The 26,227-nt window shown below is 41.3% G+C and carries 25 protein-coding genes; 16 read left to right on the top strand and 9 right to left on the bottom strand.

Annotated features, from left to right (window positions below; genetic code table 11):
- Nucleotides 1–146: 146 nt before the first annotated feature.
- From AC2YHV_RS24030 to AC2YHV_RS24015, 4 genes are all read left to right on the top strand, one after another.
- Entirely contained in the window at nt 147–1,403 is a 1,257-nt protein-coding gene (locus AC2YHV_RS24030) for an extracellular solute-binding protein (protein ID WP_230136699.1), read from the top strand.
- A gap of 150 nt (nt 1,404–1,553) precedes the next feature.
- Complete coding sequence (locus tag AC2YHV_RS24025) at nt 1,554–3,089, top strand: alpha-amylase family glycosyl hydrolase (RefSeq protein WP_057275832.1); 1,536 nt, start codon at nt 1,554–1,556, stop codon at nt 3,087–3,089.
- Nucleotides 3,090–3,166: 77 nt separating this feature from the next.
- Entirely contained in the window at nt 3,167–4,816 is a 1,650-nt protein-coding gene (locus tag AC2YHV_RS24020; protein ID WP_487374340.1) for a glycoside hydrolase family 13 protein, read from the top strand.
- A gap of 328 nt (nt 4,817–5,144) precedes the next feature.
- Nucleotides 5,145–6,188, top strand: a complete 1,044-nt coding sequence (locus tag AC2YHV_RS24015; RefSeq protein WP_057275834.1) for a LacI family DNA-binding transcriptional regulator — start codon at nt 5,145–5,147, stop codon at nt 6,186–6,188.
- On the opposite strand, the gene AC2YHV_RS24010 is transcribed toward AC2YHV_RS24015, so the two are convergent.
- From AC2YHV_RS24010 to AC2YHV_RS23990, 5 genes are all read right to left on the bottom strand, one after another.
- Nucleotides 6,182–7,000, bottom strand: coding sequence for an MBL fold metallo-hydrolase (locus AC2YHV_RS24010; protein WP_487374339.1), 819 nt, complete (start codon nt 6,998–7,000; stop codon nt 6,182–6,184). The two genes, AC2YHV_RS24015 and AC2YHV_RS24010, sit on opposite strands and share 7 nt — an antisense overlap.
- A 121-nt stretch (nt 7,001–7,121) precedes the next feature.
- Nucleotides 7,122–7,997 (bottom strand): SDR family oxidoreductase, encoded by an 876-nt coding sequence (locus tag AC2YHV_RS24005; protein ID WP_372464620.1) that lies wholly within the window; start codon nt 7,995–7,997, stop codon nt 7,122–7,124.
- Between the two features lie 238 nt (nt 7,998–8,235).
- Nucleotides 8,236–8,727 (bottom strand): YajQ family cyclic di-GMP-binding protein, encoded by a 492-nt coding sequence (locus tag AC2YHV_RS24000; RefSeq protein WP_034314577.1) that lies wholly within the window; start codon nt 8,725–8,727, stop codon nt 8,236–8,238.
- A gap of 103 nt (nt 8,728–8,830) precedes the next feature.
- Nucleotides 8,831–8,962, bottom strand: a complete 132-nt coding sequence (locus tag AC2YHV_RS23995; RefSeq protein ID WP_082196697.1) for a DUF3941 domain-containing protein — start codon at nt 8,960–8,962, stop codon at nt 8,831–8,833.
- 68 nt (nt 8,963–9,030) lie between these two features.
- Complete coding sequence (locus AC2YHV_RS23990) at nt 9,031–9,897, bottom strand: DegV family protein (protein WP_487374338.1); 867 nt, start codon at nt 9,895–9,897, stop codon at nt 9,031–9,033.
- A 156-nt stretch (nt 9,898–10,053) separates the two neighbouring features.
- Here AC2YHV_RS23990 and AC2YHV_RS23985 point away from each other — a divergent pair, with 156 nt between their 5' ends.
- Both AC2YHV_RS23985 and AC2YHV_RS23980 read left to right on the top strand, forming a co-directional pair.
- The gene (locus tag AC2YHV_RS23985; RefSeq protein WP_034314573.1) at nt 10,054–10,896 is read left to right on the top strand and encodes a YitT family protein; all 843 of its coding nucleotides are present in this window, start codon (nt 10,054–10,056) and stop codon (nt 10,894–10,896) included.
- 136 nt (nt 10,897–11,032) lie between these two features.
- Nucleotides 11,033–11,284 carry a KGG domain-containing protein gene (locus AC2YHV_RS23980; RefSeq protein ID WP_487374337.1) on the top strand — a complete coding sequence of 84 codons (252 nt, stop codon included), beginning with the start codon at nt 11,033–11,035 and terminating at the stop codon, nt 11,282–11,284.
- 46 nt (nt 11,285–11,330) lie between these two features.
- On the opposite strand, the gene AC2YHV_RS23975 is transcribed toward AC2YHV_RS23980, so the two are convergent.
- The 3 genes from AC2YHV_RS23975 to AC2YHV_RS23965 all read right to left on the bottom strand — a co-directional run bounded on the left by AC2YHV_RS23975 (nt 11,331) and on the right by AC2YHV_RS23965 (nt 12,650).
- Nucleotides 11,331–11,579: a DUF3813 domain-containing protein gene (locus AC2YHV_RS23975; RefSeq protein WP_057275840.1), complete on the bottom strand. Its 249-nt coding sequence runs from the start codon at nt 11,577–11,579 to the stop codon at nt 11,331–11,333.
- Complete coding sequence (locus tag AC2YHV_RS23970; RefSeq protein ID WP_164468789.1) at nt 11,579–11,731, bottom strand: hypothetical protein; 153 nt, start codon at nt 11,729–11,731, stop codon at nt 11,579–11,581. Before AC2YHV_RS23970 ends, AC2YHV_RS23975 begins: the two co-directional genes overlap by 1 nt.
- A gap of 103 nt (nt 11,732–11,834) precedes the next feature.
- On the bottom strand, nt 11,835–12,650 hold the full coding sequence (locus tag AC2YHV_RS23965; protein ID WP_487374336.1) for a Cof-type HAD-IIB family hydrolase: 816 nt from the start codon (nt 12,648–12,650) through the stop codon (nt 11,835–11,837).
- Between the two features lie 216 nt (nt 12,651–12,866).
- On the opposite strand from AC2YHV_RS23965, the gene AC2YHV_RS23960 reads away from it, so the two are divergent.
- From AC2YHV_RS23960 to moaA, 3 genes are all read left to right on the top strand, one after another.
- Nucleotides 12,867–13,655, top strand: a complete 789-nt coding sequence (locus AC2YHV_RS23960) for an alpha/beta fold hydrolase (RefSeq protein WP_063577076.1) — start codon at nt 12,867–12,869, stop codon at nt 13,653–13,655.
- A gap of 88 nt (nt 13,656–13,743) precedes the next feature.
- Nucleotides 13,744–14,052: a metal-sulfur cluster assembly factor gene (locus AC2YHV_RS23955; protein ID WP_034314562.1), complete on the top strand. Its 309-nt coding sequence runs from the start codon at nt 13,744–13,746 to the stop codon at nt 14,050–14,052.
- Between the two features lie 107 nt (nt 14,053–14,159).
- Nucleotides 14,160–15,173 (top strand): GTP 3',8-cyclase MoaA, encoded by a 1,014-nt coding sequence (gene moaA / locus AC2YHV_RS23950; RefSeq protein WP_487374335.1) that lies wholly within the window; start codon nt 14,160–14,162, stop codon nt 15,171–15,173.
- Nucleotides 15,174–15,412: 239 nt separating this feature from the next.
- On the opposite strand, the gene AC2YHV_RS23945 is transcribed toward moaA, so the two are convergent.
- Nucleotides 15,413–16,102, bottom strand: a complete 690-nt coding sequence (locus AC2YHV_RS23945) for a Crp/Fnr family transcriptional regulator (RefSeq protein WP_063577074.1) — start codon at nt 16,100–16,102, stop codon at nt 15,413–15,415.
- A 234-nt stretch (nt 16,103–16,336) separates the two neighbouring features.
- On the opposite strand from AC2YHV_RS23945, the gene argC reads away from it, so the two are divergent.
- From argC to argF, 7 genes are all read left to right on the top strand, one after another.
- Nucleotides 16,337–17,374, top strand: coding sequence for an N-acetyl-gamma-glutamyl-phosphate reductase (gene argC / locus AC2YHV_RS23940; RefSeq protein ID WP_364282056.1), 1,038 nt, complete (start codon nt 16,337–16,339; stop codon nt 17,372–17,374).
- A gap of 16 nt (nt 17,375–17,390) precedes the next feature.
- Complete coding sequence (gene argJ, locus AC2YHV_RS23935) at nt 17,391–18,623, top strand: bifunctional ornithine acetyltransferase/N-acetylglutamate synthase (protein ID WP_487374334.1); 1,233 nt, start codon at nt 17,391–17,393, stop codon at nt 18,621–18,623.
- A gap of 12 nt (nt 18,624–18,635) precedes the next feature.
- Nucleotides 18,636–19,409, top strand: coding sequence for an acetylglutamate kinase (gene argB, locus AC2YHV_RS23930; protein WP_063577071.1), 774 nt, complete (start codon nt 18,636–18,638; stop codon nt 19,407–19,409).
- A complete protein-coding gene (gene argD, locus AC2YHV_RS23925) occupies nt 19,406–20,557 on the top strand; it encodes an acetylornithine transaminase (RefSeq protein ID WP_098185150.1) in 1,152 nt (383 codons plus the stop codon). Before argB ends, argD begins: the two co-directional genes overlap by 4 nt.
- Nucleotides 20,558–20,638: 81 nt before the next feature.
- The gene (locus AC2YHV_RS23920) at nt 20,639–21,721 is read left to right on the top strand and encodes a carbamoyl phosphate synthase small subunit (RefSeq protein ID WP_063577069.1); all 1,083 of its coding nucleotides are present in this window, start codon (nt 20,639–20,641) and stop codon (nt 21,719–21,721) included.
- Entirely contained in the window at nt 21,714–24,833 is a 3,120-nt protein-coding gene (gene carB / locus AC2YHV_RS23915) for a carbamoyl-phosphate synthase (glutamine-hydrolyzing) large subunit (protein ID WP_487374333.1), read from the top strand. Before AC2YHV_RS23920 ends, carB begins: the two co-directional genes overlap by 8 nt.
- Nucleotides 24,830–25,789: an ornithine carbamoyltransferase gene (gene argF, locus AC2YHV_RS23910; RefSeq protein WP_413003839.1), complete on the top strand. Its 960-nt coding sequence runs from the start codon at nt 24,830–24,832 to the stop codon at nt 25,787–25,789. Before carB ends, argF begins: the two co-directional genes overlap by 4 nt.
- The last annotated feature ends 438 nt before the right edge of the window (nt 25,790–26,227 follow it).

Below are 26,227 nucleotides of genomic sequence, written 5' to 3'. Positions count from 1 at the left end.
TGTTGTAAAAATCAAAGCCGTTCATATAATGATAACAATAGCTTTGGTATCGCTTTCATCAGTTGGCTTTATTTGAAGTACTGAACTGAAAAACAGTATTATTTGGTGCTTTTGGACATGATAGAATAAACATTGCAAAAAGGAGAATGAAAGTGAAGAAGCTGATTTTTCATTTGTTCATGTCCATATTATTGATTGTTAGTGTAAGTGCTTGCGGATCCAGTTCAGATTTAGAAAATAAAGCAGTGAAAGAAAATAAGAAAAAAGAAGACGAAGCCAGCAATGAAGCGAAGCCGGAAAAACTGATCATTTGGGAGGAAGAGGGTAAAGCGGAGGCCCTAAAGCCGGTGATTGAAGCCTTTGAAAATGAATATGGAATCAAAGTTGAGCATGAAGAGCTTGAAATGGCTACCGAGATGTATGAACGACTTCGTCGAGATGGGCCAATCGGAAATGGAAAGGCACCGGATGTCGTAACTTTTTCCCATGAAAAGGTCGGGCAAATCGTGAAGGAAGGCTTAATTCAGGAAGTGAAGGTGAAAGATGAGGTATTGAATGCATTCATTGAACCTTCTATTAGGGGGGAGATATATCAAGATAAGGTTTTTGGATTGCCAAAGTCCGTAACCACCTCCGTCTTCATTTATAATAAAAAATTGATGGCTAAAGCTCCTGAGACGATGAATGACCTTTATAAAATGACGAAGGAATTAAGAAAGCGTAACGTGCATGGTTACTATGCCAAGTGGAATGATTTCCATGATTCGTATGGAGTAATGGCTGGAATGGGAGGTTATATATTTAAAGATAAGAATGGAAAGTTAGACCCTTCCGACATTGGTTTGAATAATAAGGGTTCCATAAAAGGGGCTGGGTACATCCAAAAATGGTATAGGGCGGGTTTGATTCCTAAAGGCGGCAAGGCAGGAATCGAGAAGTTGTTTTTACAAGGTAAATTGGCTTCCATCATGAGTGACGGGAACTCATTTACCGAGCGAAAGGATACAGGAATTGCCCCCATGCCAGAATTGCCCAATGGTCAGCCAATGAAAACGTTCATGGAAATCAAAGGCTGGCATGTAACAGCATTCACAAAACACCCTTATTGGTCTACGAAGTTAGTTGAATATTTGACTAATGATGATAATGCAATGAAGCGTTTCGATTTAACAGGGGAAATCCCACCTAATAAATCAATTAAACACAATGCCGCAATCAAAGAAAATGAAAGGGCACAAGCCTTAAGCATACAATTACAATACGCCGAACCCGTGCCGAATATTCCGGAAATGAATAAAGTATGGGGACCGATGAATTCAGCCATGGATGAAATGACCACTCAAAAAGCAAAACCAAAAAGGGCTTTGGATAAAGCGGTCAAGAAGATAAAAAAAGAACGTTAACCGTGTTCGGCTCTTTTCCAATTCAGTAACCATATCCAGTATCCCCAGTTTGTCCCTTAAGTGTAAAGTTTTTTATAAATTGGATTTGACGTTAAGGGGTCAAAAGGCTAATCTTAAAGGCGTAAAGAGATAGCTAGGAGGAGAACGGATATGAGAAAAAGAGCGTTATCACTCGCTTTAATTCCGCTGCTTCTTTTTTACGCCATTCCAGTAGGAGCAGCTGAAAAAGAACAACGAACTTGGAAGGATGAAATCGTATATTCATTATTGGTCGACAGATTTTTCGATGGGGATACCCAAAATAATGGAGATGCGAACGTGAATGATCCTTCCACGTTTAATGGCGGGGATTTCGAAGGTGTCACGAAGAAACTGAATTATTTAAAAGATATGGGTTATACCGCTATCATCCTTTCACCGATTTTCGCTAATGATGCAAATGGTTATCATGGCGATTGGGTGGCCGATTTTTATAAAACGGATAAACACTATGGGACCATGGAAGAGTTTAAAAAACTCGTGAATGAGGCACATAAACGCGATATGAAGGTGATCATTGATTTTCAAGCAAATAATGTGGGGCCTGAATCCGCGTGGCTGACCGATCCAAAAAAACAAGATTGGTTCCATGAAGAAAAAAAGATTTCCAAGGACGGTAGCCAAACGGATTTGGAAACAGGGTGGGTTGATGGTCTTCCCGATTTGAATCAAGATAATGAGGAAACAAGGAAATATTTACTTGATGCTGCCAAATGGTGGATAACGGAAACCGATATTGATGGATACCGTATAAATAAAGTCCAATACGTAGCAAAAGATTTTTGGAAGGAATTTGTGGATGCAGTCAAATCTGAAAAATCAAATTTCTATACAATCGGCGATGTTCAAGGTGATGCGAAATTGATCTCAAGCTACAAGGAGACGGGTATCGATGCTTTTATGGCTTATCCGCAGAATGCTGAGCTACGTGAAGCATTTGCTGCGCCCGATAAGGAATTGAAACCTGTTTTTAATGCGTTTGCAAAAAGCGAAGATGAATTAGGGGGCAATGCCCATCAGGCATTGTTCATGGACACACAGGAAATGCCCCGTTTTACAAAGGATGCAGCCGATCATAACGAAAATCCAGGCTCCAGATGGAGAATGGCTCTGTCGTATCTTTATACGATGCCAGGGGTGCCTATCGTATTTTATGGATCGGAAATTGCCTTAAATGGCGATATTGCCCCGGATAATCATAAGTTGATGAATTTTAAGACAGAACAGGAATTGGTGGAATATATAACAAAGCTTTCTGATCTCAGAGACATGTACCCAGCATTGGTAAAAGGGGATATGGAGCTTTTATATGAAGAAGGCGGAGCTTCGGTATTCAAGCGTGTGTATGGTGATGAAACGATCGTCGTCGCCATGAACAATACGACTGAAACTCAAACGATAAACCTTGCTGATAAGGAACTTGAAAGTAATAAAGAGTTGAGAGGTATGCTGAATGGGGATCTGGTCCGCAGTAAGGACAACAGCTACTCTATCGTAATCGACAGGGAGACGACAGAAGTCTATACGCTGTCACCTAAGTCGATTATTAATATTCCTTACCTGTTAGTCATAGGATTGGTTCTTCTCATTTTTGGTATATTCATTGCTTTGGTTATTAAACGTTCAAAACGGAATCAACCAAAATAATCATACCTCTCGATTGTCGGTAGCCGCCAAACATTATCCCTAAGGCTTTGTGGAAAACAGGATCGGGAGGTTACAGCATGAATAAGACCTGGTGGAAAGAAGCGGTTTGCTATCAAATTTACCCGCGCAGTTTCATGGATAGTAATGGTGATGGGGTCGGAGACATAAAAGGTTTGATTTCAAAGCTCGACTATCTGCAGGAATTAGGGATAGATGTCATTTGGATTTGTCCTTTTTATAAATCGCCCAATGCGGATAATGGCTATGATATTAGTGATTATCAAGCAGTTTCCGATGAATTCGGTTCAATCGAAGATATTGATCTGTTATTGAAAGATGTTCATGGGCGTGGGATGAAGGTGATACTCGACCTTGTTTTGAATCATACAAGTGATGAGCACCCCTGGTTCGTCGAATCAAGTTCTTCCCGCGATAATCCGAAACGGGATTGGTATATTTGGAGGGATGGTCAGGATGGCCGTGAGCCTAATAATTGGGAAAGCATCTTTTCCGGAAGTGCCTGGAAATTCGATGAAAGGACCAATCAATACTATTTACATCTATTTGCCGAAAAGCAGCCGGACTTAAACTGGAAAAACACTGATGTGCGAAAGGCATTATATGAAATGGTCAATTGGTGGCTCGATAAGGGAATCGATGGCTTCCGGATTGATGCGATCACGCATATTCATAAGCGTGAAGGCCTTCCGGATATGCCCAATCCTTATTGGCATCAGTATGTACCTGCTTTTGAAATGCATACGAATCAGGACGGGATTCTGGATTACCTTCAGGAGTTGAAAGAAGAGACTTTCTCTAAGTATGATATCATGACGGTCGGTGAGGCCAATGGCGTCAGGATAGAGCAGGCGGAAGAATGGGTCGGGGAATCGAATGGGAAGTTCAATATGATCTTTCAATTTGAACATCTTGGTCTATGGAATAGGGGACAGAATCACGCTGTTGATGTTCAAGGGTTAAAGCGAACGATGACGAAATGGCAAAAGGGGCTGAAAAACAAAGGATGGAATGCTTTGTTTTTTGAAAATCATGATCAGCCGAGATGTGTATCCACCTGGGGAAATGATCATCAATATTGGTTGGAAAGCGCAAAAATGATTGGGGCCCTTTACTTTTTCATGCAAGGGACACCTTTTATTTATCAAGGTCAGGAAATTGGCATGACAAATGTCCAATTTGATTCGATTGATGATTATGATGATGTCGGAATGAAAAACTTTTATAGGATAGAGACCTCGAAAGGGCGGCCTCATGATGAAATCATGAACATTATATGGCATAGCGGCCGTGATAATTCACGAACACCGATGCAATGGAATGATCTTGAAAATGGCGGATTCACTCATGGAACCCCTTGGATGAGGGTTAATCCAAATTATCGCGCCATTAATGTAGAACAGCAGAAAAATGACCCGTCATCCATTTATCATTTTTATAAAAAGATGATTGAACTTCGAAAAAAACATCAGGTCCTTGTTTATGGGGAATATGAGTTATTATGGGAAGATCACCCTGAACTTTATATTTATACAAGAAGTATGAATGAAAATTCAGTTATGGTAGTATGTAACTTTAGTATGAATCACCATCAAATCGACCTTTCTTATTGGGGGGAAGTGGAACTCTTGCTGGCTAATTATGAGGATTGTCCTGAGGTGCCCCTTATTGATTTACGTCCATATGAAACGAGGATTTATCGTTATTGATTCTATGGACTTGATTGGGAATTAGCCTAAAACCTATGTAGTTAGTCGTCTGACTTCTTAATTTCCAATAGACCTGTCGTTTTTCAAGAAGCTGATCATCCATCAGCTTCTTTTTGAATTTTAAACTTAGGTTAAAAAACGGAAAAGTGAGTATTTTCTGAAAAATTAAGTAAACATTAAAAAAAGTATGGATATAACTATTGAACTGAGTGTATTATGAATACATACAAAATGTATAAATATAAAACGAATATTAGAGAAGTGTTTATTGGTATTCACCTTTTTTTAAATGAAGTCAATAAAGGCTAAGAAAGGAGAGGGGAAATGCATGGCCATCACAATAAAAGATGTGGCACAGCTAGCGAATGTTGCTCCTTCAACAGTTTCTCGAGTGATTGCAAATAATCCTCGGATAAGTGAAAAAACAAAGGTAAGGGTACGTAAGGCGATGACGAAATTAGGATACCATCCAAACTTCATTGCACGTAGTCTTGCCAATCAATCGACCAGGATCATTGGCTTGGTAATGCCAAGTTCGTCAAATGATTATTATCAAAATCCCTTTTTTCCTACGATCCTCCAGGGTCTAAGTGAGGGAGCTCAGGAAAATCATTATTCCCTGTTGTTAAGCACGGGAAAAACAGAAGATGAAATCTACGAAGGAGTAGTGAATATGGTGCAGGGGGGGATGGTGGATGGAATAATCCTGATGTATTCAAGGATGAACGATCACATTCTGACCTATTTGAGGGAAAGGGATTTTCCATTTGTGATCATTGGGAAACCCTATGATTACATCGGGGAGATAACATATGTTGATAACGATAATGTCTTGGCTGCCGAACAGGCAACGGATTACCTCATAAAGCTAGGACATGAAAGGGTTGGATTCATCGGAGGTGATGAATCCCTCATGATGACCATTGATCGCTTATCAGGATATGAACGGGCATTGGAGAGGGCTGGAATCGATCGAAGGATGGAATATACCCTGCATGAAGATTTTTTGCATGAAGGGGGACAAGCCGCTGCCAAAAGGTTACTTTCCATCGATGAACCACCAACCGCTTTGGTGGTCAGTGATGATCTCATGGCACTTGGCATCGTGCATTCACTTCGCGAAATGGGCGTGCGCACTCCTGAAGAAATGTCTATCGTCAGCTTCAATAACGTTCTTTTCTCTGAACTGTCATTACCAGCTCTGACCTCCGTAGATATTAATATTTTTGATTTGGGATATCAGGCCGCTAAGGGCATCATTCATATGCTGCAGACTGGAGATGCTCCTGCCGGGACCATCATTCCACATCATTTCGTGGAAAGGCATTCCTGCAGATCGATCAAGCAAGGTGCAATGGCCATGACTTATTGAACGAGAGGGCATTGCGTAAAAGCAATGCCTTTTTTATCTAGGCTGAAACTTTTGAATGCATGTACACCCGTTCCGTGTCTGACCAAATGATTCTCTTTAAGATATTGAATGGCTGCAAGGACTTCTTCAAGAATCTTTGGTTCGAGGGCTAGTGGTTCGCCATAGATTTTGGAGACTGCCTTGATCTTTGCGATTTTTTCTAACGAATTAACAAGGACTTCAGGGCTTGTCGAGGGATAAAAGGCATAAACTGGAGTATCTGAATAAAGCAGGTCGCCAGTAAATAAATAACCTGTTTCATCATCCAAAATTGTAATGTGGCCAGGCGAATGACCAGGTGTATGATAAATGCTTAAACTTCGGTTTCCAAGATCAATCGTGTCCCCGTCCGATAAAAGTCTATCGGGGTACCCCTGGTATGGCTTGTATGTATCAGGATTGAATGAATCGGGTATGGGTAATGTGATATCCCGGGCCATGTTCTTTCTTATTTGTTCCAAGGGCAAACCTTCAATGCCGTTAATCAGCCAATTGGCATCACCACCATGAACATAAATCGTTTCATAATCACCGTGACCGCCAATATGATCCGCATGAACTTGTGTGGTCAGAACGATGATCGGAAGATCGGTAAGCTGGTCTGTAATCCGCTTAATCGAATCGATGCCTAATCCTGTGTCGATTAACGCAGCCCGGGTCTCACCAAGTAATAAAAAGGAATGAACTTTCTCCCAATGACCATATTCACTGATTGCAAACGTTTTTGAGTCCAATCCCTGAACGGTGAACCATGGATCTACAATATTTTTCAAAAATGACTCCACTCCTTCCCAGTCATATATTCCGCGTTATCCGGAAATATCCTGCCTGAAAGAGTAAAAGCAGTGGATTTCAATTTATGAAATCCACTGCTTTTGGAAAAAAGGTAATGCCCTATCCGTTAACAACGGTCCCGCCGTTTACATGGATGACTTGTCCGCTGACATAGGATGAATCATCACTTGCCAAATATACATAGGCTGGTGCCAATTCCTCAGGCTGACCTGCACGGCCCATTGGAGTATCCTGTCCGAATTTGGCAACATCCTCTTCGCCGAATGAGGCAGGAATCAGCGGTGTCCAGATCGGTCCAGGCGCAACACCATTCACTCGGATGCCATCTTTTGAAATGGAGTTCGACAGGGCTCTTGTAAATGCAAGTATTGCACCTTTAGTTGAAGAGTAATCGATTAGTTTTGGGTTGCCCTGATAGGCTGTGATAGAGGTTGTATTAATGATGCTGCTTCCTTTTTTTAGGTGCTTCAATGCAGCTTTAGTTAAGTGGAACATCGAGAAAATATTCGTGCGGAACGTTTTTTCCAATTGTTCAGCTGAAATGTCCAGGATACTTGTCTGCACATGCTGTTCTCCGGCGTTGTTGACTAGAATGTCCAAACCACCAAATTCATCAACCGTTTTTTTGACGACTTCCTGGCAGAAGGCTTCATCACCGATATCACCGGAAATGAGTAAACATTTCTGGCCTTCTTTTTCGATCAATTCTTTTGTCGCTTTGGCATCCTCGTGTTCATCCAAGTATGCAACTGTCACATTCGCTCCTTCTTTAGCGTAGTAAATGGCAACTGATTTTCCGATTCCGCTGTCCCCTCCCGTTATGATTGCCGTTTTACCTTTTAATTTGCCGCTTCCTTTGTAGGCAGCATTAACTGAATCAGGGTTCGGTTCCATTTTTGTTTCCAATCCAGGTTGATGCTGCTGATGTTGTGGTGGAAATCCTTGTTTGTTTTGATTTTGGTTTTGAGTAGTCAAGATATAAACGCCTCCCATTTAATGATCTACGCTTTTTCTATTCCTTCTTTTAGGAAAAAGAAAACATGGAAAAAATACCCATAAAAATTCGGTTTATGTGTTTTAACTGAAGGGAACATGACTAGTCTTTCCATGTTCCATGAAGGCGATTCATAAGAAAAAGAGGAGGATGAGCGCTGATGGGGGCAGTTGAAACAAATGAAAAAAGGCCCACCCAAAGCAGGTGAGGCCTTCATAATTAGCGGTAATTTAAGAATTGTACATCAATGGACAGATCAGCGCCCCGAATCGCGGAAATGATTCCTTGTAAATCATCCCGGTTCTTACCGGTAACCCGGATTTGATCATCCTGGATCTGGCTTTTCACTTTAAGGCCGCTATTTTTAATGATGGTATTGATCTTTTTTGCTTGCTCCTTATCGATGCCTTGAATTAACTTGGCCCGTTGGCGAACGGTCCCGCCAGAAGCTCCTTCCAATTTTCCATAATCCAGGTTCTTGACGGGTACGTCACGTTTAATGAGTTTACTGATGAGAACATCCTTCAGCTGTTCGAGCTTATATTCATCGTCGGATACCAAAACCAAGTCTTCTTTATCAATGGTGATGCTGCTTATGCTCCCTTTAAAATCATAGCGTGTCTGTATTTCCTTCATAGCCATGGTAACTGCATTCGTTACCTCTGAAAAGTCTACTTTCGAAACAATATCAAATGAATTTTCCTTTGCCATCACTTACCTCCAGCAGGGTTTATTTCCTTTATTATAGAGAAAGTGTGATAGGAAGACAACTATCTAAACGATAATTAAAAAGCGAGGGGACAAGCCCCGCGCTTCATTTATGGTCCGTTTTCTTTGAATAGGAGTGCTTACCTGCAGTAAGGTTTTCCTGATAAGCGATATTTTTTTCAGCATTTCTCGCTTGATTATCTTTTGGCCTTTTATTGTCATCGGTTGTTTTGGACATAGTGAAAACTCCCTTCCATTATCTAATCAATATATATTGTTCACAATTATGGAAGGGAGTATGTATGTTTATGATTTCTCAGGGGTATCGTTTAAGAAGAAGAGGGCAATTGTGCCAGGGCCGGCATGCGCGCCGATCACGGAGCCAATTGTATGGATCATGAAGTCGGTTGTCCCGAATTCATTTTGGATGGCTTCCTTCCATTCCAGGGCCGTTGCTTCATCATCACCATGACTGATGGCAATCGTTTGGGTAGTTAAGTTTTTGCCTCTTTCGTGCATTAATTCGATTACACGTTTGATCAATTTCTTTTTGCCGCGTATCTTTTCAAGCGGAACAAGCTTCCCATCTTCAACATGCAATAACGGTTTAATGTTTAATAAACCGCCAACAAGGGCAGATGTCTTGGAGATGCGGCCGCCACGGGCCAGATATTCAAGGTTGTCTACAGTGAATAGATGCTCCATATGCCGGGTTTGGAATTCTATGGCAGCCAGAATTTCTTCTTTAGTGGCACCGTTTGCTGCCAGATCGGCTGCTTTCTTTACAATTAAACCGACGCCCATCGAAGCGCATTTCGTATTGACGATTTCAATGTCAACGTAAGGGTACTCTTCCTTCACCTGATTAAGAATCATGACTGCCGTTTGATATGTTCCTGATAACTCGGAGGAAAAGGCGATATATATCCCTTGTTTTTTCTCTTTGGCAAACTGTGTGAAAAGTTCTATAAAGTATTCTGGAGAAGCTTGCGATGTTTTCGGGGCTTTTCCTTCAAGCATCGCCTGATAGACTTCGTGAGAATTAATGGTAAGTAAATCTTCATAAGTTTCCCCGTCAAGATGGACTTGTAAAGGGATTAATGAAACATTGTTTTCCTTATAGAAAGACAACGGCAAATCACATGCACTATCTGCAAGAATTGTGATAGCCATAATACACCTGCTTTCTTTTTACAATTTTTAGAAAATGAGTGGTCACTCTACTTTTTAGTGTAGCACGTAACGGTAAAAATTCAATCTCTACGTAAATAGAATAAATAATTAAGGGTAAAAAGATAATAGAATAAGGGTGAAATGGAGGTTTTTAGGATGTACAGTGGTGAAATGAAGAAAATTATCATAGTTGTGGTCGGGGCATTGCTTAATGCCATCGCAATGAACTTTTTTCTAATACCGGCAAACGTATATGCAAGCGGATTTACCGGAGTGGCCCAGCTTCTATCGAGGATGATTGGATCTTTTGCTCCTATTAATGTATCGACAGGTATTCTCTTGCTTTTATTGAACATTCCAGTAACGATCATTGCTTGGCGAAAGGTAGGAAAGTCTTTCACTTTTTATAGTTTCCTCAGCGTTGCCTTGATGTCCTTCTTTATGGAAATCATCCCGATTACACGCTGGTCACCTGACATATTATTGAATGCGGTATTTGGCGGAGTCATAGCTGCAGTTGGTGTGGGGATCACCTTGAAATACGGTGCATCGACTGGCGGAATGGATATTATCGCCATGCTTCTTTCACGGAAGAAGGATAAACCTGTAGGGACTTATTTATTTCTGCTGAATGGCGTGATCATTGTAACGGCAGGTGCTGTTTATGGACCGGAAAAAGCTTTGTATACACTTGTTACCCTTTATACATCGACCCGTGTTGTGGACGCGATACATACACGTCATGAAAAGCTTACGGCAATGATCATTACAAAGAAAAGCGAAGAGCTTAAACAGGCAATCCATGCTAAATTGGTCCGCGGAATTACAAGGGTTCCCGCAAAAGGTGCATTCACTAACGAAACTAAGGAAATGTTATTGATTGTCATTACAAGGTATGAACTGTATGACCTTGAAAAGATCATCAAGGAAGTGGATCCACACGCATTCACAAACATCATAGAAACGTCAGGAATTGTTGGGACTTTCCGCAGGGAATGATATTAATGAAAAATCAAGGCCATTACACTTCTATTACAAAAGGAAGTATTTCGGCGTAATAAGTTTATTGCCTGTACAAAACGGCTAATTCTTATATTGTAGCGCCAATTTAAAATCTTATGAAGGAGTGATTAAAATGGCTAACGACGAAAAAATGAGCAGGCAGGAAGCAGGCCGTAAAGGCGGGGAAGCCACTTCTAAAAGTCACGACAAGGATTTTTACCGGGAAATTGGGCAAAAGGGCGGAGAAGCCACTTCGGATAATCATGATCAGGAATTCTATCAGGAAATTGGACAAAAGGGCGGGGAAGCCACTGCTGATTCCCATGGTAAAGATTTTTATAAGGAGATCGGTGAAAAAGGCGGTAAGGCACGAAATAACAATTGATGAAAAACAAAGCGAAAGCCTCCAGGAATCCCTGGAGGCTTTCACATTATTTAGAGTGATTTTCCAGCTCTTGCTGGAGTTCTCGCAATTGTTCTTTTTCAGCCTCGTTCGTATTGGCAAAGGCTGATGAAAGAGCGTTTTTAGCGATTTCCTCTGTCTTATGCTGGTCACCGTCATGCTCAGAGTGAAGAGCTTCTTCAACAAATTCCTCTGTTTTATGCTGATCACCGTCATGCTCAGAGTGGAGAGCTTCTTCAACAAATTCCCTAGCCTTTTGGAATAATTTGTTTCCCATTAGAAGCCACCATAGCTTTGTTCAGACATAATTCTTAACCTGTCTTTTTCTGCCTCTTCAAACGTAGTGTGATAAGGGATTTTTTCGGCATGCCTGGCAACACTTTCTTTGCCCTGCTGTACAAATCGTTTAGATTTACTGCTTTTACCCATTCTTATCTCCTCCGATTCTGAGCGTTGTCGACAACGGAATAGATCTGTTGTCCATATTAGTTTGGCTTGAAAGTTGAATATTATGAAGGTAAAAAATGACGAATTAGGCTTTCATATTGAATTTTTCTTCGAGGAAGACGGCTATACCATCTTCTTCATTCGTCAATGTCGTCGTATTTGCTACCGTTTTTACTAGTGAGATCGCATTTCCCATGGCCACCCCGGTTCCAGCATATTCGAGCATTTCCAAATCATTATCTTCATCACCGAAAGCGATTATCCTGTTTTGAGGAATTTCCAGATAGTTGGATACGCGTTTTAGCCCTACGGCTTTACTTAACCCGCTTTTTATTATTTCGATGATATGAAAGGGCTCTGCCCAGCGGCGGTGATCGACCAATTCTGCATGGACATCGGATAGATGCTGGCGAATCTGCCCTACGAATTCACTATCTGTGTGAATCAGCATCGAAGTTGGGGAATCCTGAAGGTAATTGCGTAAATCACCTGTCTTCATGATCGGATTTCCTAGATTGAACATGTTCATCAACTTTTCATCATGATAATGGACATAAACTTCATCCCGGACTTCAGCGATGATGTTATGATATGTAAACTGATCACACGCTTCGACAATTTCTTTCGCAACATTAATATCCAGTGGAGAGTGGTATACCCCCCAGCTTGTATGTAATGGGTGATGGACGAAAGCGCCATTGAAATTAACGATTGGTGTAGTCAGCCCCAGTTCCCGGTAATAAAGTTCACTTGAGCGAAAGGGGCGCCCGGTGGCGATCATAACCTCGTGTCCATCTTCTTTAAGTTTTAGGAGTGTTTTTTTAGTCCTTGAAGAAATTGTTTTGTTATCTGTAAGTAAAGTGCCATCAAGATCCAATACGATTAAATGTTTCTCAGTCATGTACACACCTTCTGTTCTTTTTGATTTCATTATATGCAAATATTGTTAAGCCTATTTTAAAGTAAATGTAAATCTTTTTCATTCTTTATGCATTCCTGTATGATATTACTATATTCAGGATTATGATAATTAAAGCGAAGCTCAGATTTAAAGATAATGAATTCCATTTTGATAATGGATTGAAAAGACCGGAACAAATTATTCGGAGGGGTTAACTTGATAATAATTGAAAAAGAACGAATTGGACAAATTCCTGTCTTGCACTTAGGGAAACAAACCACTTTCAATCAGGAATTGCCGCTTATTATTTTTATACATGGTTTTCAAAGTGCAAAAGAACATAATCTCCACTATGCTTATTTATTGGCTGAAAAGGGGTTTCGTGTGCTTCTACCCGATGTGATTCATCATGGGGAAAGGGAAGCCGGTTTAAGTGATTCTCAAATGATGCCCCGTTTTTGGGAAATGGTTTTACAAACAATCCAGGATTTATCTTTGTTGAAGGATGATTTATTATCCCGAAAATTGATTGATCCCGACAGAATTGGCGTGGCAGGTACTTCAATGGGGGGAATAGTTACTAATGGGGCCCTTGCTGCATATGAATGGATTTCCGCCGGAGTCAGTTTAATGGGGAACCCATCATATGTCGCGTATGCAGAGCTCCAAATGGAGGAGATTAAGAAAAGGAAAGTTGATTTCCCAGTTACTGATGAGGAAGTTGCGAAGGTGATTGAACAGCTCAAGCCATTTGATTTGAGTCTAAATCAGGATAAGCTTTGCGACCGACCGCTTCTTTTTTGGCATGGTGCCAAAGATCCGGTTGTACCTTATCAGCATGCATACCGTTTTTATGAGGGGGTCAAAGCAGGGTATGGCAAGGCAGATGAAAAAATTGATTTTATCCTTGACCCTAAGGCTGGGCATAAGGTCAGCAGAGAAGGAGTGCTTAAGACAGCGGACTGGTTCGCGAAACATTTACTGTCTGCTGTGCAAAATGCTTAAGTACTCACTCGAAATCTGTTATGATGCTTATACGGACATAATGATGAAAGCGACAAACTAGAAATTTTCCATAAAAGGAGTGATTGAAGTGGATCAAGATACAAAAGACATTATTCTTGGAGCTTTGGAGCAGGTCATTGACCCTGAGCTTGGTATAGATATCGTTAATTTAGGCTTGGTATATGATGTGGATATGGATGAGGAAGGTCTGACCACCGTTACGATGACATTGACAGCAATGGGCTGTCCGATGGCTGGGACGATCGTCGATCAAGTTAAATTGGTTCTGGAAGATATCCCCGAGGTCAAGGAAACGGACGTGAAGATAGTCTGGAGTCCGCCATGGACGAAAGACAAAATGTCCAGATATGCTAAAATTGCATTAGGTATAAAATAATAACTCTGTAATAGAAATGAAAAGCCAGTCAAAAAAAGTGAACCCATTCAAGGAGCCACTTTTTATGGTCTGGTTTTTTTCTAATACTTTCGGCTAGGAGTGGTTAATTGAACAGTCAAATTAAAGATTCATTGGACAGGCCACTAAGGGATTTAAGGATTTCAGTCATAGATCGCTGTAACTTTCGCTGCCAGTATTGCATGCCTGCTGAAATTTTTCACGAGAATTTTCAGTTCCTGCCTAAAAGTGAGCTATTATCTTATGAGGAAATTGTAAGGCTTTCTAAAATCTTCGCAGGCTTAGGGGTAAAAAAACTAAGGTTGACTGGCGGGGAACCATTACTCCGAAGAGATCTTACCACTCTGATTTCAAATCTCGTTAAAATTGAAGGTATTGAAGATATTGGACTGACCACGAATGGGGTCTTCTTGAAAAAACATGCCGTAAATTTGAAGGAAGCTGGTTTGCAGAGGGTGAATATCAGCTTGGACAGCCTCGATGACGATCTTTTCAAGAAGATGAACGGCAGGGATATCGGCATAAAGCCCGTAATTGAAGGCATCGCTGCTGCTAAAGAAGCAGGGCTTGGCGTTAAAGTGAATATGGTGGTCAAAAAAGAAACCAATGAATCTCAAATCCTGCCGATGGCCCGATTTTGTAAAGATGAGGGCCTTCAATTACGCTATATAGAATTCATGGATGTCGGACATACAAATGACTGGCAGTTAAAGAATGTCATTACGAAAAAAGAACTGCTTGCAATGCTCCAAACCGAATTCGATCTCGAACCAGTTGAAGAAGATTATTTTGGAGAGGTCGCAAAACGCTTCCGCTATAAGGGCACTACTGCAGAAGTAGGCTTCATTACCTCGGTTTCCGAGTCTTTTTGTTCAAGTTGTACACGTGCACGTCTTTCTGCTAATGGAAGTTTATATACATGCCTGTTTAATGGAAAGGGACATGACTTGAAGTCATTGCTCCGTTCAAACATGACCGATGAAGAATTGACAGGGTTCATCATTTCACTTTGGAACCGTAGGGACGACCGCTATTCGGATGAGCGTGCAGCGGGAACGGTGAAGAAACAGGAAAAAATCGAAATGTCATTCATTGGCGGATAATCCGTCCGAATGAAAAATTAAGGGATGGCAGCTATGCCATCCCTTTTTTGTATAGTTGTCAGGACCTGATGCCGGTCAATGGCGAAATCCATGTTTATACTTTTTTTATGCATTTTTATTTAGGATACAGGTAATGAAAATGATTCAATGGTCCTGGGGTTGGATTAGTCTGAAATAAACTCCATTCATTATTAAGATCATTAAGGCTTTATGTATTACTGCTTTTTATGGAAAAGGATTCAATCGATTGTACAGATTTCTATTGGACAGTTTTCACAGTCGATTTCCTGTTTCAAATAGTCAAAGTCAAGAATCGTAATGCGGCCCTTTTTAATGGAGATGACATTGTTTTTCCTTAATTGAGCGAGCATTCGATTGACTACTTCGCGGGATGTGCCGCAAAAATTGGCGAGTTCTTGGTTTGTAAAGGGAAGATTGATAACTTTGCCGTCTTCCGCTTCAGTGCCATAGCTATTTGATAAACGGATGAGGGTGGAGTAAAATGCACCTTTCTTACCGTGCAGGAGCATATCGCGGAATTTAGCCTGATTTTTACGGTTTTGAGCGGATAACCATGTCATCATCTCGACTGCGAGATGGCTATCGGCGGCGATTTTTTCTTCTAATGCTTCTTTGGAAATAACCGCGACAGTACCATCTTCCATCATTTTTGCATTCATCATATATTTAGGATTTTGAGAAAATAAGACTGTCTCCCCAACCAAATCATTCTCCGAACTAATGCGTATAGTTAATTCCCGACCGTCTGGGACAACCTTACTCACTTCTACTTTCCCATTTATAATGTAATACAAATCACTTGCTGGGGTGCTCTCATGAAAAAGGTAGCGCCCTTTTTCCATATGTTTAATTTGTTGTTTATTATCTAAAATTGCTTGCATCCGATTGGATAACGATAATTCATTCATGCATATGACCACCTTTCAGAAACCGTCATTACTCAATTACTACCTTTGATTTAAACGGAAAAAACCCTAGTAGTCAACAAGTTTGGATAATTCTAGTAATTTTGTTGGATAATATTTCATTTAAAATTTATGTTTATAATTTTATAAAAATACATTTGATTTTATTTTTATTCAGTCTTATAATAATAGAATCAAAGATTGACAGAGGGACCTGAAATTATAGGAGATGGTTTTATGAACGTATCAATAGTAGGTGCAACGGGTTATGGAGGAATGGAACTAATAAGGTTTTTGAATAATCATCCGCAATTTAAAATAAAATCATTGCATACTTCATCCCAATTTGGTCGAAATTTATATGAAGAAAATGCACATTTAATGCATATGAAAGATACATTAGAAGAAATCGACCCGGAAGCGATTGCAAAAAAATCAGATATTGTATTTCTTGCAACTCCTTCGGGCGTTTCATCGCAATTGATTTCGGAATTTTCTGACCTCGACATTAAAGTGATCGACCTATCAGGAGACCTTAGGCTTCAAACTCCAGGTGAATACGAAAACTGGTATAAAAAGCCGGCAGCCCCTCAGCATATTATTGAAGAAGCCGTATACGGCTTGGCTGAATGGAATGCCGGAGCTATAAAAAAAGCGAAGATCATTGCAAATCCTGGGTGCTACCCAACCGCATCACTATTAGGTCTTGCCCCTTTATTCACTGAAGGATTGGCCGGAGCGGATGCCGATGTGATCATCGATGCAAAATCCGGGGTTTCAGGGGCGGGTAAATCACCTTCCGCAGTCACCCATTTTAGTGAAATGAATGAGAACTTTAAGATATATAAGGTGAATCAACATCAACACATACCTGAAATCGAGCAACAGCTTGGGCGATGGTCATCAGGTTTACAGCCCATTTCCTTCAATACCCATCTTGTCCCAATGACAAGAGGGATTATGGCAACGATGTATATAAAGGTAAATCGGGAAACCTCAAATGTTGAATTAAAGGATTTGTACGAAACGGTTTACGAGAGACACCCATTTGTGCGGGTACAGCCCCTTGATCGCTTTCCATCCACGAAACAAGTATACGGATCGAACTTTTGCGACATTGGCGTCGATTATGATGAAAGAACAGGTAAGGTAACGGTGGTTTCGGTTATTGATAATTTAGTGAAGGGTGCCGCAGGGCAGGCCATTCAAAATGCAAATATATTAATGGGACTAGAAGAAACGGCAGGACTATGGAACAGTCCGTTATATCCGTAAACTATGGAGGGAACCAATGAATACACTACAGCTAGTTGAAGAAATCAAACAAATTCAAGAAGGAAACATTTTAATGCCCCAAGGGTTCAAAGCATCAGGTGTCCATGCAGGATTACGCTATTCTAAAAAGGACGTTGGCATCATTTTTACCGATGTCCCAGCATCAGCCGCGGCCGTATATACACAAAATGTCGTTCAAGCCGCTCCAATCAATGTAACGAAAGACAGTATTGCCGTTACTGGAAAACTTCACGGCATTGTAGTGAATAGTGCTTGTGCGAATGCTTGTACAGGTGAACAAGGTTTAAAAGATGCAAATGAAATGAGGAAGCTTGCGGCTCAAAAGTTCGGTTTGGAGGACCATTCATTTGCAGTGGCTTCAACGGGAGTCATAGGGGAATTCATGGAAATGGAGAAAGTAAGAAACGGTATAGAGGCATTGCAGCCAGAAAATACACCTGAAGCTGCTGAAGCTTTCGGTACCGCCATTTTAACAACGGATATTGTAACGAAGAGTTGTGGTTATGAAACAATCATCGACGGTAAAACCGTGAAAATGGGCGGTGCTGCCAAGGGTTCGGGAATGATTCATCCGAACATGGCCACAATGCTAGGTTTCATTACGACGGATGCCGTCATTGAACCGCATGATTTACAGCAAGCATTATCCTCGATTACCAATGATACATTCAATCAAATCACGGTTGATGGCGACTGTTCAACGAACGACATGGTGTTAGTGCTCGCGAATGGAGAAGCGAACAATGAACCTTTGACACCTGACCATCCAGAATGGTCCATCTTCCTGGAATTATTAAAACAAACTTCCGAAAACCTCGCCAAACAAATTGCGAAAGACGGAGAAGGTGCGACTAAACTGATAGAAGTGAATGTTCATGGCATGCATACGAAACAAGATTCACAGATGATGGCGAAGACGATCGTCGGTTCAAATCTTGTGAAAACGGCAGCTTTTGGAGCGGATGCAAACTGGGGACGAATCATAGCTGCAATGGGAAGAAGCGGAGTGGGATTCAATCCGGATCAAACAACAATCGTTTTTGGTGATATCGTCGTACTTAAAGACGGTGAGCCGATTATGTTTTCTGAGGAAGAAGCCAAAGCATACTTGGAAAATGAAAGTATCATCATTCATGTTTATTTGAAAGATGGTAATGAATCAGGCACGGCATGGGGCTGCGATTTAACCTATGATTATGTGAAAATAAACGGAAGCTATCGTTCGTAAGAGGTGAAAAGTATGAACATATTAGTCATAAAGTGTGGCGGCAGCATCATCAATGAGTTATCGGAGTCGTTTTTCAATAGTATTAAAGAGTTACAAAACCGCGGATACCATATTGTCTTTGTGCATGGGGGCGGCCCTGATATAAATTCAATGCTTGAAAAATTTGAAATTGAACCAGTATTTGAAGATGGGTTAAGAAAAACGACCACAGAAGTGCTGGAAATTGTGGAACTTATGCTGGCAGGAAAATCGAACCGCAGCCTGGTTCATAAATTGGAAGCCCATGGCATCAAGGCAGTCGGTTTAAATGGCTCGGACGGCGGGATTCTCACAGGTGATTATATCGATGAACAGAAACTTGGGGCTGTTGGTAAAATACAACAAGTCAATACGGAATTATTCGGACTTTTATTCGAAAAAGGCTATTGTCCGGTATTGACGCCCATCTCATCTACAGAAGAGGGCAATAAACTAAATGTGAATGCCGATATGGCTGCCGGGTCTGTAGCTAAGGCACTATCGGCTGACATGTGTTTATTTGTGACCGATGTTCAAGGGGTCTTGAAGAATGGGCAGATCATTGAGAAATTGAATGAAACGGAAACGAAGAATTTGATCATGGATGGAAGTATCCATGGCGGAATGATCCCGAAAGTCAATACAGCCTTGTCGGTGCTGAATAAAGGGATTGAAGAAGTGATGATCGTTAGTGGGAAAGATCATTTTTATCAAGGCGGACAATTCATCGGTACAAAATTTCTTCAGGAAGAAGGGGTATTTCAATGAGTTCTTTATTTCCTACATACGCTAGGTGGGACATTGAGCCAAGAAAAGCGTCAGGATTGAAGATTACGAGTGAAACAGGTAAAGAATATCTGGATTTCACATCCGGAATCGGGGTTTTGAATCTTGGACATTGTCATGAGTTGGTAAAAATGGCCGTGACGGAACAACTTAATAAATATTGGCATGTATCGAACATGTTTCAAAGTTCCATACAGGAACGGACAGCAAAAATGCTGGCTGATGCCTCTGGTTTAAGTCAGGTGTTCTTTGCCAACAGCGGTGCCGAGGCGAATGAGGCGGCCATCAAACTAGCACGTAAAGCTACCGGTAAAAGCAAGATTGTCACGTGTCAGCAGTCTTTCCATGGCCGTACGTTTGCAACGATGGCTGCAACGGGACAGGAAAAAATCAAGACTGGTTTCGGACCGATGCTAGCTTCGTTCGAATATGTCCCATTTAATGATCAAGATGCCATGAAAGCGGCCATCGATGAAAATACGGCAGCTGTAATGATTGAAATCGTTCAAGGAGAAGGCGGCATCCATGTTGTACAGCAATCATATCTGGACGCGATTCAAACTAAATGCCAAGAACACGGAGCTCTCCTTATCATAGATGAAATTCAGACTGGGATAGGACGTACAGGAAAGCCATTTGCATTCCAGCATTTCAATATCCTGCCGGACATCATCACTTCGGCAAAGGGGTTGGGAAATGGCCTGCCAATCGGGGCGATGATTGGGAAGGAAGAGTTGTCTGTATTCTTTGACCCTGGAAGTCATGGATCCACTTTTGGAGGGAATCCAGTTAGTGTCTCAGCAGCCGAAGCTGTATTAAAGGAAATTTTCCAATCAGGGTTTTTAAAAGAAACCGTTAAAAAGGCGGAATACCTTGAGAGCGAATTGGCAAAAGCATTGAAAGGCATCGAAGAAGTGAAAGAGATTCGCGGTCTGGGAATGATGGTCGGAATTGAATGTAAACAAGATGTTCAAGTGTTTTTAATGGAATTGCAAGAAGAGGGCTTACTTGTATTGAGTGCAGGTCCTAAAGTACTTCGTTTACTTCCATCCCTGACTGTTTCCGAATCGGAGATCGATACGGCGATAAATAAAATTAAAAAAGTATTGGCAATAAAACAAACTGTCTAAATTAATTGAATTTTTATAGAATAAAATGAATAATTATGCTATTGTATATATAAATATACATCATCTAAAGAGGTGAAAATCATGAAAAGCTATCTACATTTAGAGAATGGTTCCGTCTTTGAAGGGGAACTGCTGACTACATCGACTGAAAAAACAATCGCTGGAGAGATTGTCTTTTTTACAGGAATGACCGGATATCAAGAAGTGTTGACAGATCCTTCATATAAGGACCAGATTGTCATCTTCACATACCCACTAATCGGAAATTACGGAATCAATGAACATGATTTTGAAAGTAAAAAGCCGCATGTTGCCGGTGTGATTGTATATGAAGGAAATATGAGCCATTCCCATTATCAGGCTAAATATTCAATTGGTGAATATTTAGACAAGTGGAACATTCCTCTTTTAAGCCATGTGGACACAAGAGCGGTCGTTAAGAATATAAGACAGGAAGGTTCCATGCAGGCAGTCATCACAGCTGATGAAAAATACACTGTCGTACCCAGCCTGAATGGTTTATCAGCACATGTAGCTGAGGTATCCACAAAGGTTGTCGAGAAATTTGGTGAAGGCGGCAAGCACGTTGTGATGATCGATTTCGGTTATAAAAAATCAATCTTGGATTCATTGGTCGCTCAAGGCTGCCGAGTCTCTGTTGTACCATTCGATACGGAATTCGAGCAAATCAAGGACTTGAAGCCAGATGGTATTTTGCTTTCAAATGGGCCTGGGGATCCAAAACAGCTTGAATACCTTTTAGGAAACATAAAAAAGATCATTACGAGTTTTCCAACGATGGGCATCTGCCTCGGTCATCAATTAACGGCCCTTGCCTTAGGTGGAAATACAAAAAAAATGCTGTTTGGACATCGTGGTGCGAATCAGCCCGTGGTCGATTTGAAAACGAAACAGGTGTATATGAGTTCGCAGAATCATAGTTATGAGGTTGATGAACCGAGCTTGCAAGGAACATCGCTTCAAGTGAGATTCAGAAACGTGAATGATAACACGGTTGAGGGACTCATGCATAAAGACTTGCCAATCTTCACTACCCAGTACCACCCAGAGGCAAATCCAGGACCTATCGAGAGTTCATTACTATTCAAAGACTTTTTACAAATGATAAATGATTATAGCGGGAGAGAAAAAGCTTATGCCTAAGGACGACACGATACAGACCATTTTAGTGATTGGTTCGGGGCCGATTGTCATCGGGCAGGCCGCCGAATTCGATTATGCAGGTACACAGGCCTGCCTCGCTTTAAAGGAAGAAGGGTATAAAGTCATACTGGTCAATAACAATCCGGCAACGATCATGACTGATGATATGAATGCGGATGCTGTTTATTTCGAACCTTTAACGGTTGATGTACTGGAAAAGATCATTTCCAAAGAAAAGCCGGATGGCCTGCTAGCTACATTAGGCGGTCAAACAGGATTGAACCTAGCTTATCAGTTGGATGATGCTGGAATACTTGAAAAATATAAGGTCAAATTATTGGGAACTCCAATCGACTCTATCAAAAAAGGGGAGGATCGTGAGCTGTTCCGTGAGTTGATGTTTGAAATAGGCGAACCCGTTCCCGACAGTACGATTGTCCATACTCTTGATGAAGCGCTGGCTTTTGCCGACAAAATCGGTTTCCCCATCATCGTTCGTCCCGCTTATACACTCGGCGGAACTGGCGGCGGTATTGCCGATTCACCGGAAACCTTTAAGGAACTTGTACGGGGCGGACTGCAAGAAAGTCCAATTACACAATGCTTGATTGAAAGAAGCATTGCTGGTTTTAAGGAAGTCGAATATGAGGTTATGCGAGATGGCAACAATACGTGCATCACTATCTGTAATATGGAAAATATCGATCCGGTAGGGATCCATACAGGTGATTCGATCGTCGTGGCACCATCACAGACTTTATCGGACGATGAGTTTCAGATGCTGCGTGCCGCATCCATTAAAATCATCTCTGCTTTAGGGATCATAGGCGGATGTAACATTCAATTTGCACTTGATCCGAATAGCAAGCAATATTATTTAATAGAAGTGAACCCGCGCGTCAGCCGTTCATCGGCACTAGCCTCAAAAGCAACAGGTTATCCCATAGCCCGCATAGCGGCAAAGCTCGCTATCGGCTACGATTTATCGGAGCTCATCAATCCTGTAACGAAAAGCACATATTCAAGCTTCGAACCTGCGCTTGACTATGTAGCGGTGAAGTTCCCGAGGTGGCCATTCGATAAATTCACGACCGCCGACCGCAAATTGGGAACACAGATGAAGGCAACTGGTGAAGTCATGGCTTTACACCGCAGCTTTGAGGGGGGAGTCCAAAAGGCCATCGATTCTTTGGAATTGAAAACGATTGGGCTGCAGCTATCATCACTGAAAAATAAAACCGTTCCTGAACTTTGGGGAAAGCTTGCCGAAAAATCGGATGAACGAATCTTTGTCATTTTTGAAATGCTTAGAAAAGGCGTGACGATTGAAGAAATTCATGAAGCGACAGCCATAGATTATTTCTTCCTTAAATCCTTTGCTTCATTGATTCAAAGCGAAATGGAGATTGAAGCTAAGGCAATCGATCATGTAACAAGGGAAGAACTTCAGTCATACAAGGAAAAGGGCTTTTCAGACCGCTATCTTGCTTCCGTATGGAAAGTAAATGAGATGGAAGTGAGAGCGCACAGGAAATCACTAAGTGTTACGGCGGTCTACAAAACGGTTGATACATGTGCAGCCGAGTTCGAATCACATACAAACTATCACTATTCAACATATTTTGGTGAGAACGAACAGCAAAAAACGGATAAAAAGAAAGTCTTGATGATTGGCAGCGGCCCGATCCGCATCGGACAGGGAATAGAGTTTGATTACTGTTCAGTTCACGGTGTTTATGCACTCCAGGATGAAAATGTTGAAACGATCATGATCAATAATAATCCGGAAACGGTAAGCACGGATTTTGCGACAGCAGATCGCCTTTATTTCGAACCGTTGACCCTTGAATATGTTCTTAATGTGATAGAAGCGGAAGACATAAAAGATGTTATCGTCCAATTTGGCGGGCAGACTGCGATAAACCTTGCTAAAGGCCTTGAAGAATACGGTGTCAATTTGTTGGGGACATCCTTCGATACACTTGATCAATTAGAAGATCGTGATCGTTTTTATCAGCTTCTTCAAAAACTTGATATCCCCCATGTACCAGGTTCAATGGCTAATGGAGAAGAACAATTAATTTCCCGGGCAGAGGCCATCGGCTTTCCAGTACTCTTACGCCCATCCTATGTAATTGGCGGCCAGGGAATGGAAATCATCGGCTCTAAAGAAAGCTTGTTGAATAGAATGGCTAATGGAACGGCACTAGTCTATCCCGTGTTGATCGATTCCTATATTCCAGGGAAGGAAGCCGAAATCGATTTGATTGCTGATGGAAATGATGTTTATATTCCCATCATTGCCGAACATATAGAAAAAGCAGGCGTCCATTCAGGAGATAGCATGGCCATATTGCCAGCTCAATCCTTAACGGATGATATTAAAGATAAAATGACCCTTTATGCTAAAAAACTAGTTAGTGAACTTGGTTATAAAGGTCTTATGAACATCCAATTCGTGATCGAAGGAAATAGTGTATACGTATTGGAAGTGAATCCTCGTGCAAGTCGAACAATTCCAATCATCAGTAAAGTGACCGATGTAGCTTTGGTGCAAATAGCGACAAAAATATTGCTTGGGAAATATTCATTGTCGAATGCTTTCGAAAAAACGGGCTTAATGGATGAAATTCCATATGCAGTTGTCAAATATCCCGTATTCTCTACTTTTGCATTAAGCGGACTTGATTCGAAGGTAGGTCCGGAAATGAAATCAACAGGTGAAGGAATCGCCATCGGGGAAACGGTAAATGAAGCATTGACAAAAGTGTTCCATGCTCAAAAAGCTAATCATACCACAGGCGTTTATCAATCAGAATCAGTTCAATTAAGTGAAGACCTGTTAGTGCAAATCAAAGAAGCAGGTTTGACATTGGGGAATTCAGATTTTGATGAATGGTTAAATGAAGGAAATGCGGCGGTCGTTTTGGCATATGGAACAACGGAGGAAGATAAGCAGCTAAGGTTACTTGCAGCGAAATATCGACTGCTTGCTTTTACGGAAGAAGAGACGTTCAAGGCCTATCTGCAATCGGTGGAGAATGCCGATCCAGGGGTTACCTCGCTTCAGGAATGGCTTATACCATATTCGAAAGGAGTGTCACACGTATGAGTTCAATGACGGCACCGACACAAGCGAAGATTTTAAATGGAAAAGATTTTTTGACCATGAAAGAGTCCACACCAACGGCAATTGCAGATTTGTTAAAGCTAGCGCAGACCATTAAAGGCAAATTGCAAGCAGGTGAAGAATATACGCCTTTAAAAGGGAAAACGCTGGGGATGATCTTTGAAAAATCGTCTACCCGTACCCGTGTTTCTTTTGAAGTGGGCATGATGCAACTTGGCGGGCACGCTTTGTTCCTAAGTGGCAATGACCTGCAAATTGGACGTGGTGAAACGATTTCCGATACTGCAAAAGTTCTTTCTGAATACATTGATGGCATCATGATTCGTACCTTCGAGCATGAAAAAATCCTGGAATTGTCAGAAAATGCTTCTATCCCAGTCATCAATGGGTTAACAGATCTTGCACATCCTTGTCAGGTACTTGCAGACTTCTTGACGATCATCGAGATAAAAGGGCAGTTAAAAGGCTTGAAGATGAGTTATATCGGTGATGGCAATAATGTTGCGAATTCATTGATGGTAGGCTGTGCAAAAATGGGAATGGATTTTTCCATTGGGTGTCCTGACGCCTATAAACCTGATGAAAAGGTCGTCGCCTATGCTAAAAAAGTGGCAGAAGAGACTGGCAGTGAAATTTTGGTGACAACCTCAGCTTCGGAGGCCATAAAAGATGCGGATATCGTCTATTCGGATGTTTGGACTTCCATGGGGCAGGAAATCGAGAATGGTATTCGCTTAGAAGCTTTTAACGATTATCAAATTAATGGTGATCTGGTAAAACTTGCTAAAGAAGATTATTTATTCATGCATTGCCTGCCTGCACATCGGGAGGAAGAGGTTACGGCTGAAGTCATCGATGGTCCTAATTCCGTCGTTTTCCACCAAGCCGGAAATCGCCTTCATGCCCAAAAGGCGGTCCTGGTGGACTTAATGTCTTAACCAAAAAAGCTTACTTCAGAGAGCAGTCACTCAGTTTGTAGAAAAAAGGTTTCGGAATGGTCTCATTCCGAAACCTTTTTGATTTTATTTGTAGCAGTTAGAGAATAATAACTGGATAAATACTTGGGCACCCTACCTCTAAAACATATCTCCCATCAAGTTTAAATGAAAAAGACACTAATTGTTGCCTTCATTTTACGAAACAAATGGTTCTATGGTACCAGTTGATCTAAAGTAATCATTTCAAATTGATCTCGCTAAAATAGAACCATGGTTAGAAAAGCATCCCTATACCTCGAGTTTTAATCCATCTATATTAAAACAAAAAAGACTGCAGGTAAAAGGCTCTATCTTTAATGGTAAAACAAAGTTGATTGGAGCTGGTGTTCGAGATTCCTGCGGGAAAAGCGCGTCCAAGGGAGACCCCGCAGTCGCAAT

It is taken from the genome of Peribacillus sp. SRI_006, from assembly GCF_057586375.1.
This window is presented reverse-complemented; position numbering and strand designations above follow the sequence as displayed.

What these genes read in the sequence shown, in the direction of transcription:
- AC2YHV_RS24030 (WP_230136699.1), top strand. Translation starts at nt 147, where the DNA reads ATGAAAGTGAAGAAGCTGATTTTTCATTTGTTCATGTCCATATTATTG.
- AC2YHV_RS24025 (WP_057275832.1), top strand. Translation starts at nt 1,554, where the DNA reads ATGAGAAAAAGAGCGTTATCACTCGCTTTAATTCCGCTGCTTCTTTTT.
- AC2YHV_RS24020 (WP_487374340.1), top strand. Translation starts at nt 3,167, where the DNA reads ATGAATAAGACCTGGTGGAAAGAAGCGGTTTGCTATCAAATTTACCCG.
- AC2YHV_RS24015 (WP_057275834.1), top strand. Translation starts at nt 5,145, where the DNA reads ATGGCCATCACAATAAAAGATGTGGCACAGCTAGCGAATGTTGCTCCT.
- AC2YHV_RS24000 (WP_034314577.1), bottom strand. Translation starts at nt 8,727, where the DNA reads ATGGCAAAGGAAAATTCATTTGATATTGTTTCGAAAGTAGACTTTTCA.
- AC2YHV_RS23995 (WP_082196697.1), bottom strand. Translation starts at nt 8,962, where the DNA reads ATGTCCAAAACAACCGATGACAATAAAAGGCCAAAAGATAATCAAGCG.
- AC2YHV_RS23990 (WP_487374338.1), bottom strand. Translation starts at nt 9,897, where the DNA reads ATGGCTATCACAATTCTTGCAGATAGTGCATGTGATTTGCCGTTGTCT.
- AC2YHV_RS23985 (WP_034314573.1), top strand. Translation starts at nt 10,054, where the DNA reads ATGTACAGTGGTGAAATGAAGAAAATTATCATAGTTGTGGTCGGGGCA.
- AC2YHV_RS23980 (WP_487374337.1), top strand. Translation starts at nt 11,033, where the DNA reads ATGGCTAACGACGAAAAAATGAGCAGGCAGGAAGCAGGCCGTAAAGGC.
- AC2YHV_RS23975 (WP_057275840.1), bottom strand. Translation starts at nt 11,579, where the DNA reads ATGGGAAACAAATTATTCCAAAAGGCTAGGGAATTTGTTGAAGAAGCT.
- AC2YHV_RS23970 (WP_164468789.1), bottom strand. Translation starts at nt 11,731, where the DNA reads ATGGGTAAAAGCAGTAAATCTAAACGATTTGTACAGCAGGGCAAAGAA.
- AC2YHV_RS23965 (WP_487374336.1), bottom strand. Translation starts at nt 12,650, where the DNA reads ATGACTGAGAAACATTTAATCGTATTGGATCTTGATGGCACTTTACTT.
- AC2YHV_RS23945 (WP_063577074.1), bottom strand. Translation starts at nt 16,102, where the DNA reads ATGAATGAATTATCGTTATCCAATCGGATGCAAGCAATTTTAGATAAT.
- argC (WP_364282056.1), top strand. Translation starts at nt 16,337, where the DNA reads ATGAACGTATCAATAGTAGGTGCAACGGGTTATGGAGGAATGGAACTA.
- argJ (WP_487374334.1), top strand. Translation starts at nt 17,391, where the DNA reads ATGAATACACTACAGCTAGTTGAAGAAATCAAACAAATTCAAGAAGGA.
- argB (WP_063577071.1), top strand. Translation starts at nt 18,636, where the DNA reads ATGAACATATTAGTCATAAAGTGTGGCGGCAGCATCATCAATGAGTTA.
- argD (WP_098185150.1), top strand. Translation starts at nt 19,406, where the DNA reads ATGAGTTCTTTATTTCCTACATACGCTAGGTGGGACATTGAGCCAAGA.
- AC2YHV_RS23920 (WP_063577069.1), top strand. Translation starts at nt 20,639, where the DNA reads ATGAAAAGCTATCTACATTTAGAGAATGGTTCCGTCTTTGAAGGGGAA.
- carB (WP_487374333.1), top strand. Translation starts at nt 21,714, where the DNA reads ATGCCTAAGGACGACACGATACAGACCATTTTAGTGATTGGTTCGGGG.
- argF (WP_413003839.1), top strand. Translation starts at nt 24,830, where the DNA reads ATGAGTTCAATGACGGCACCGACACAAGCGAAGATTTTAAATGGAAAA.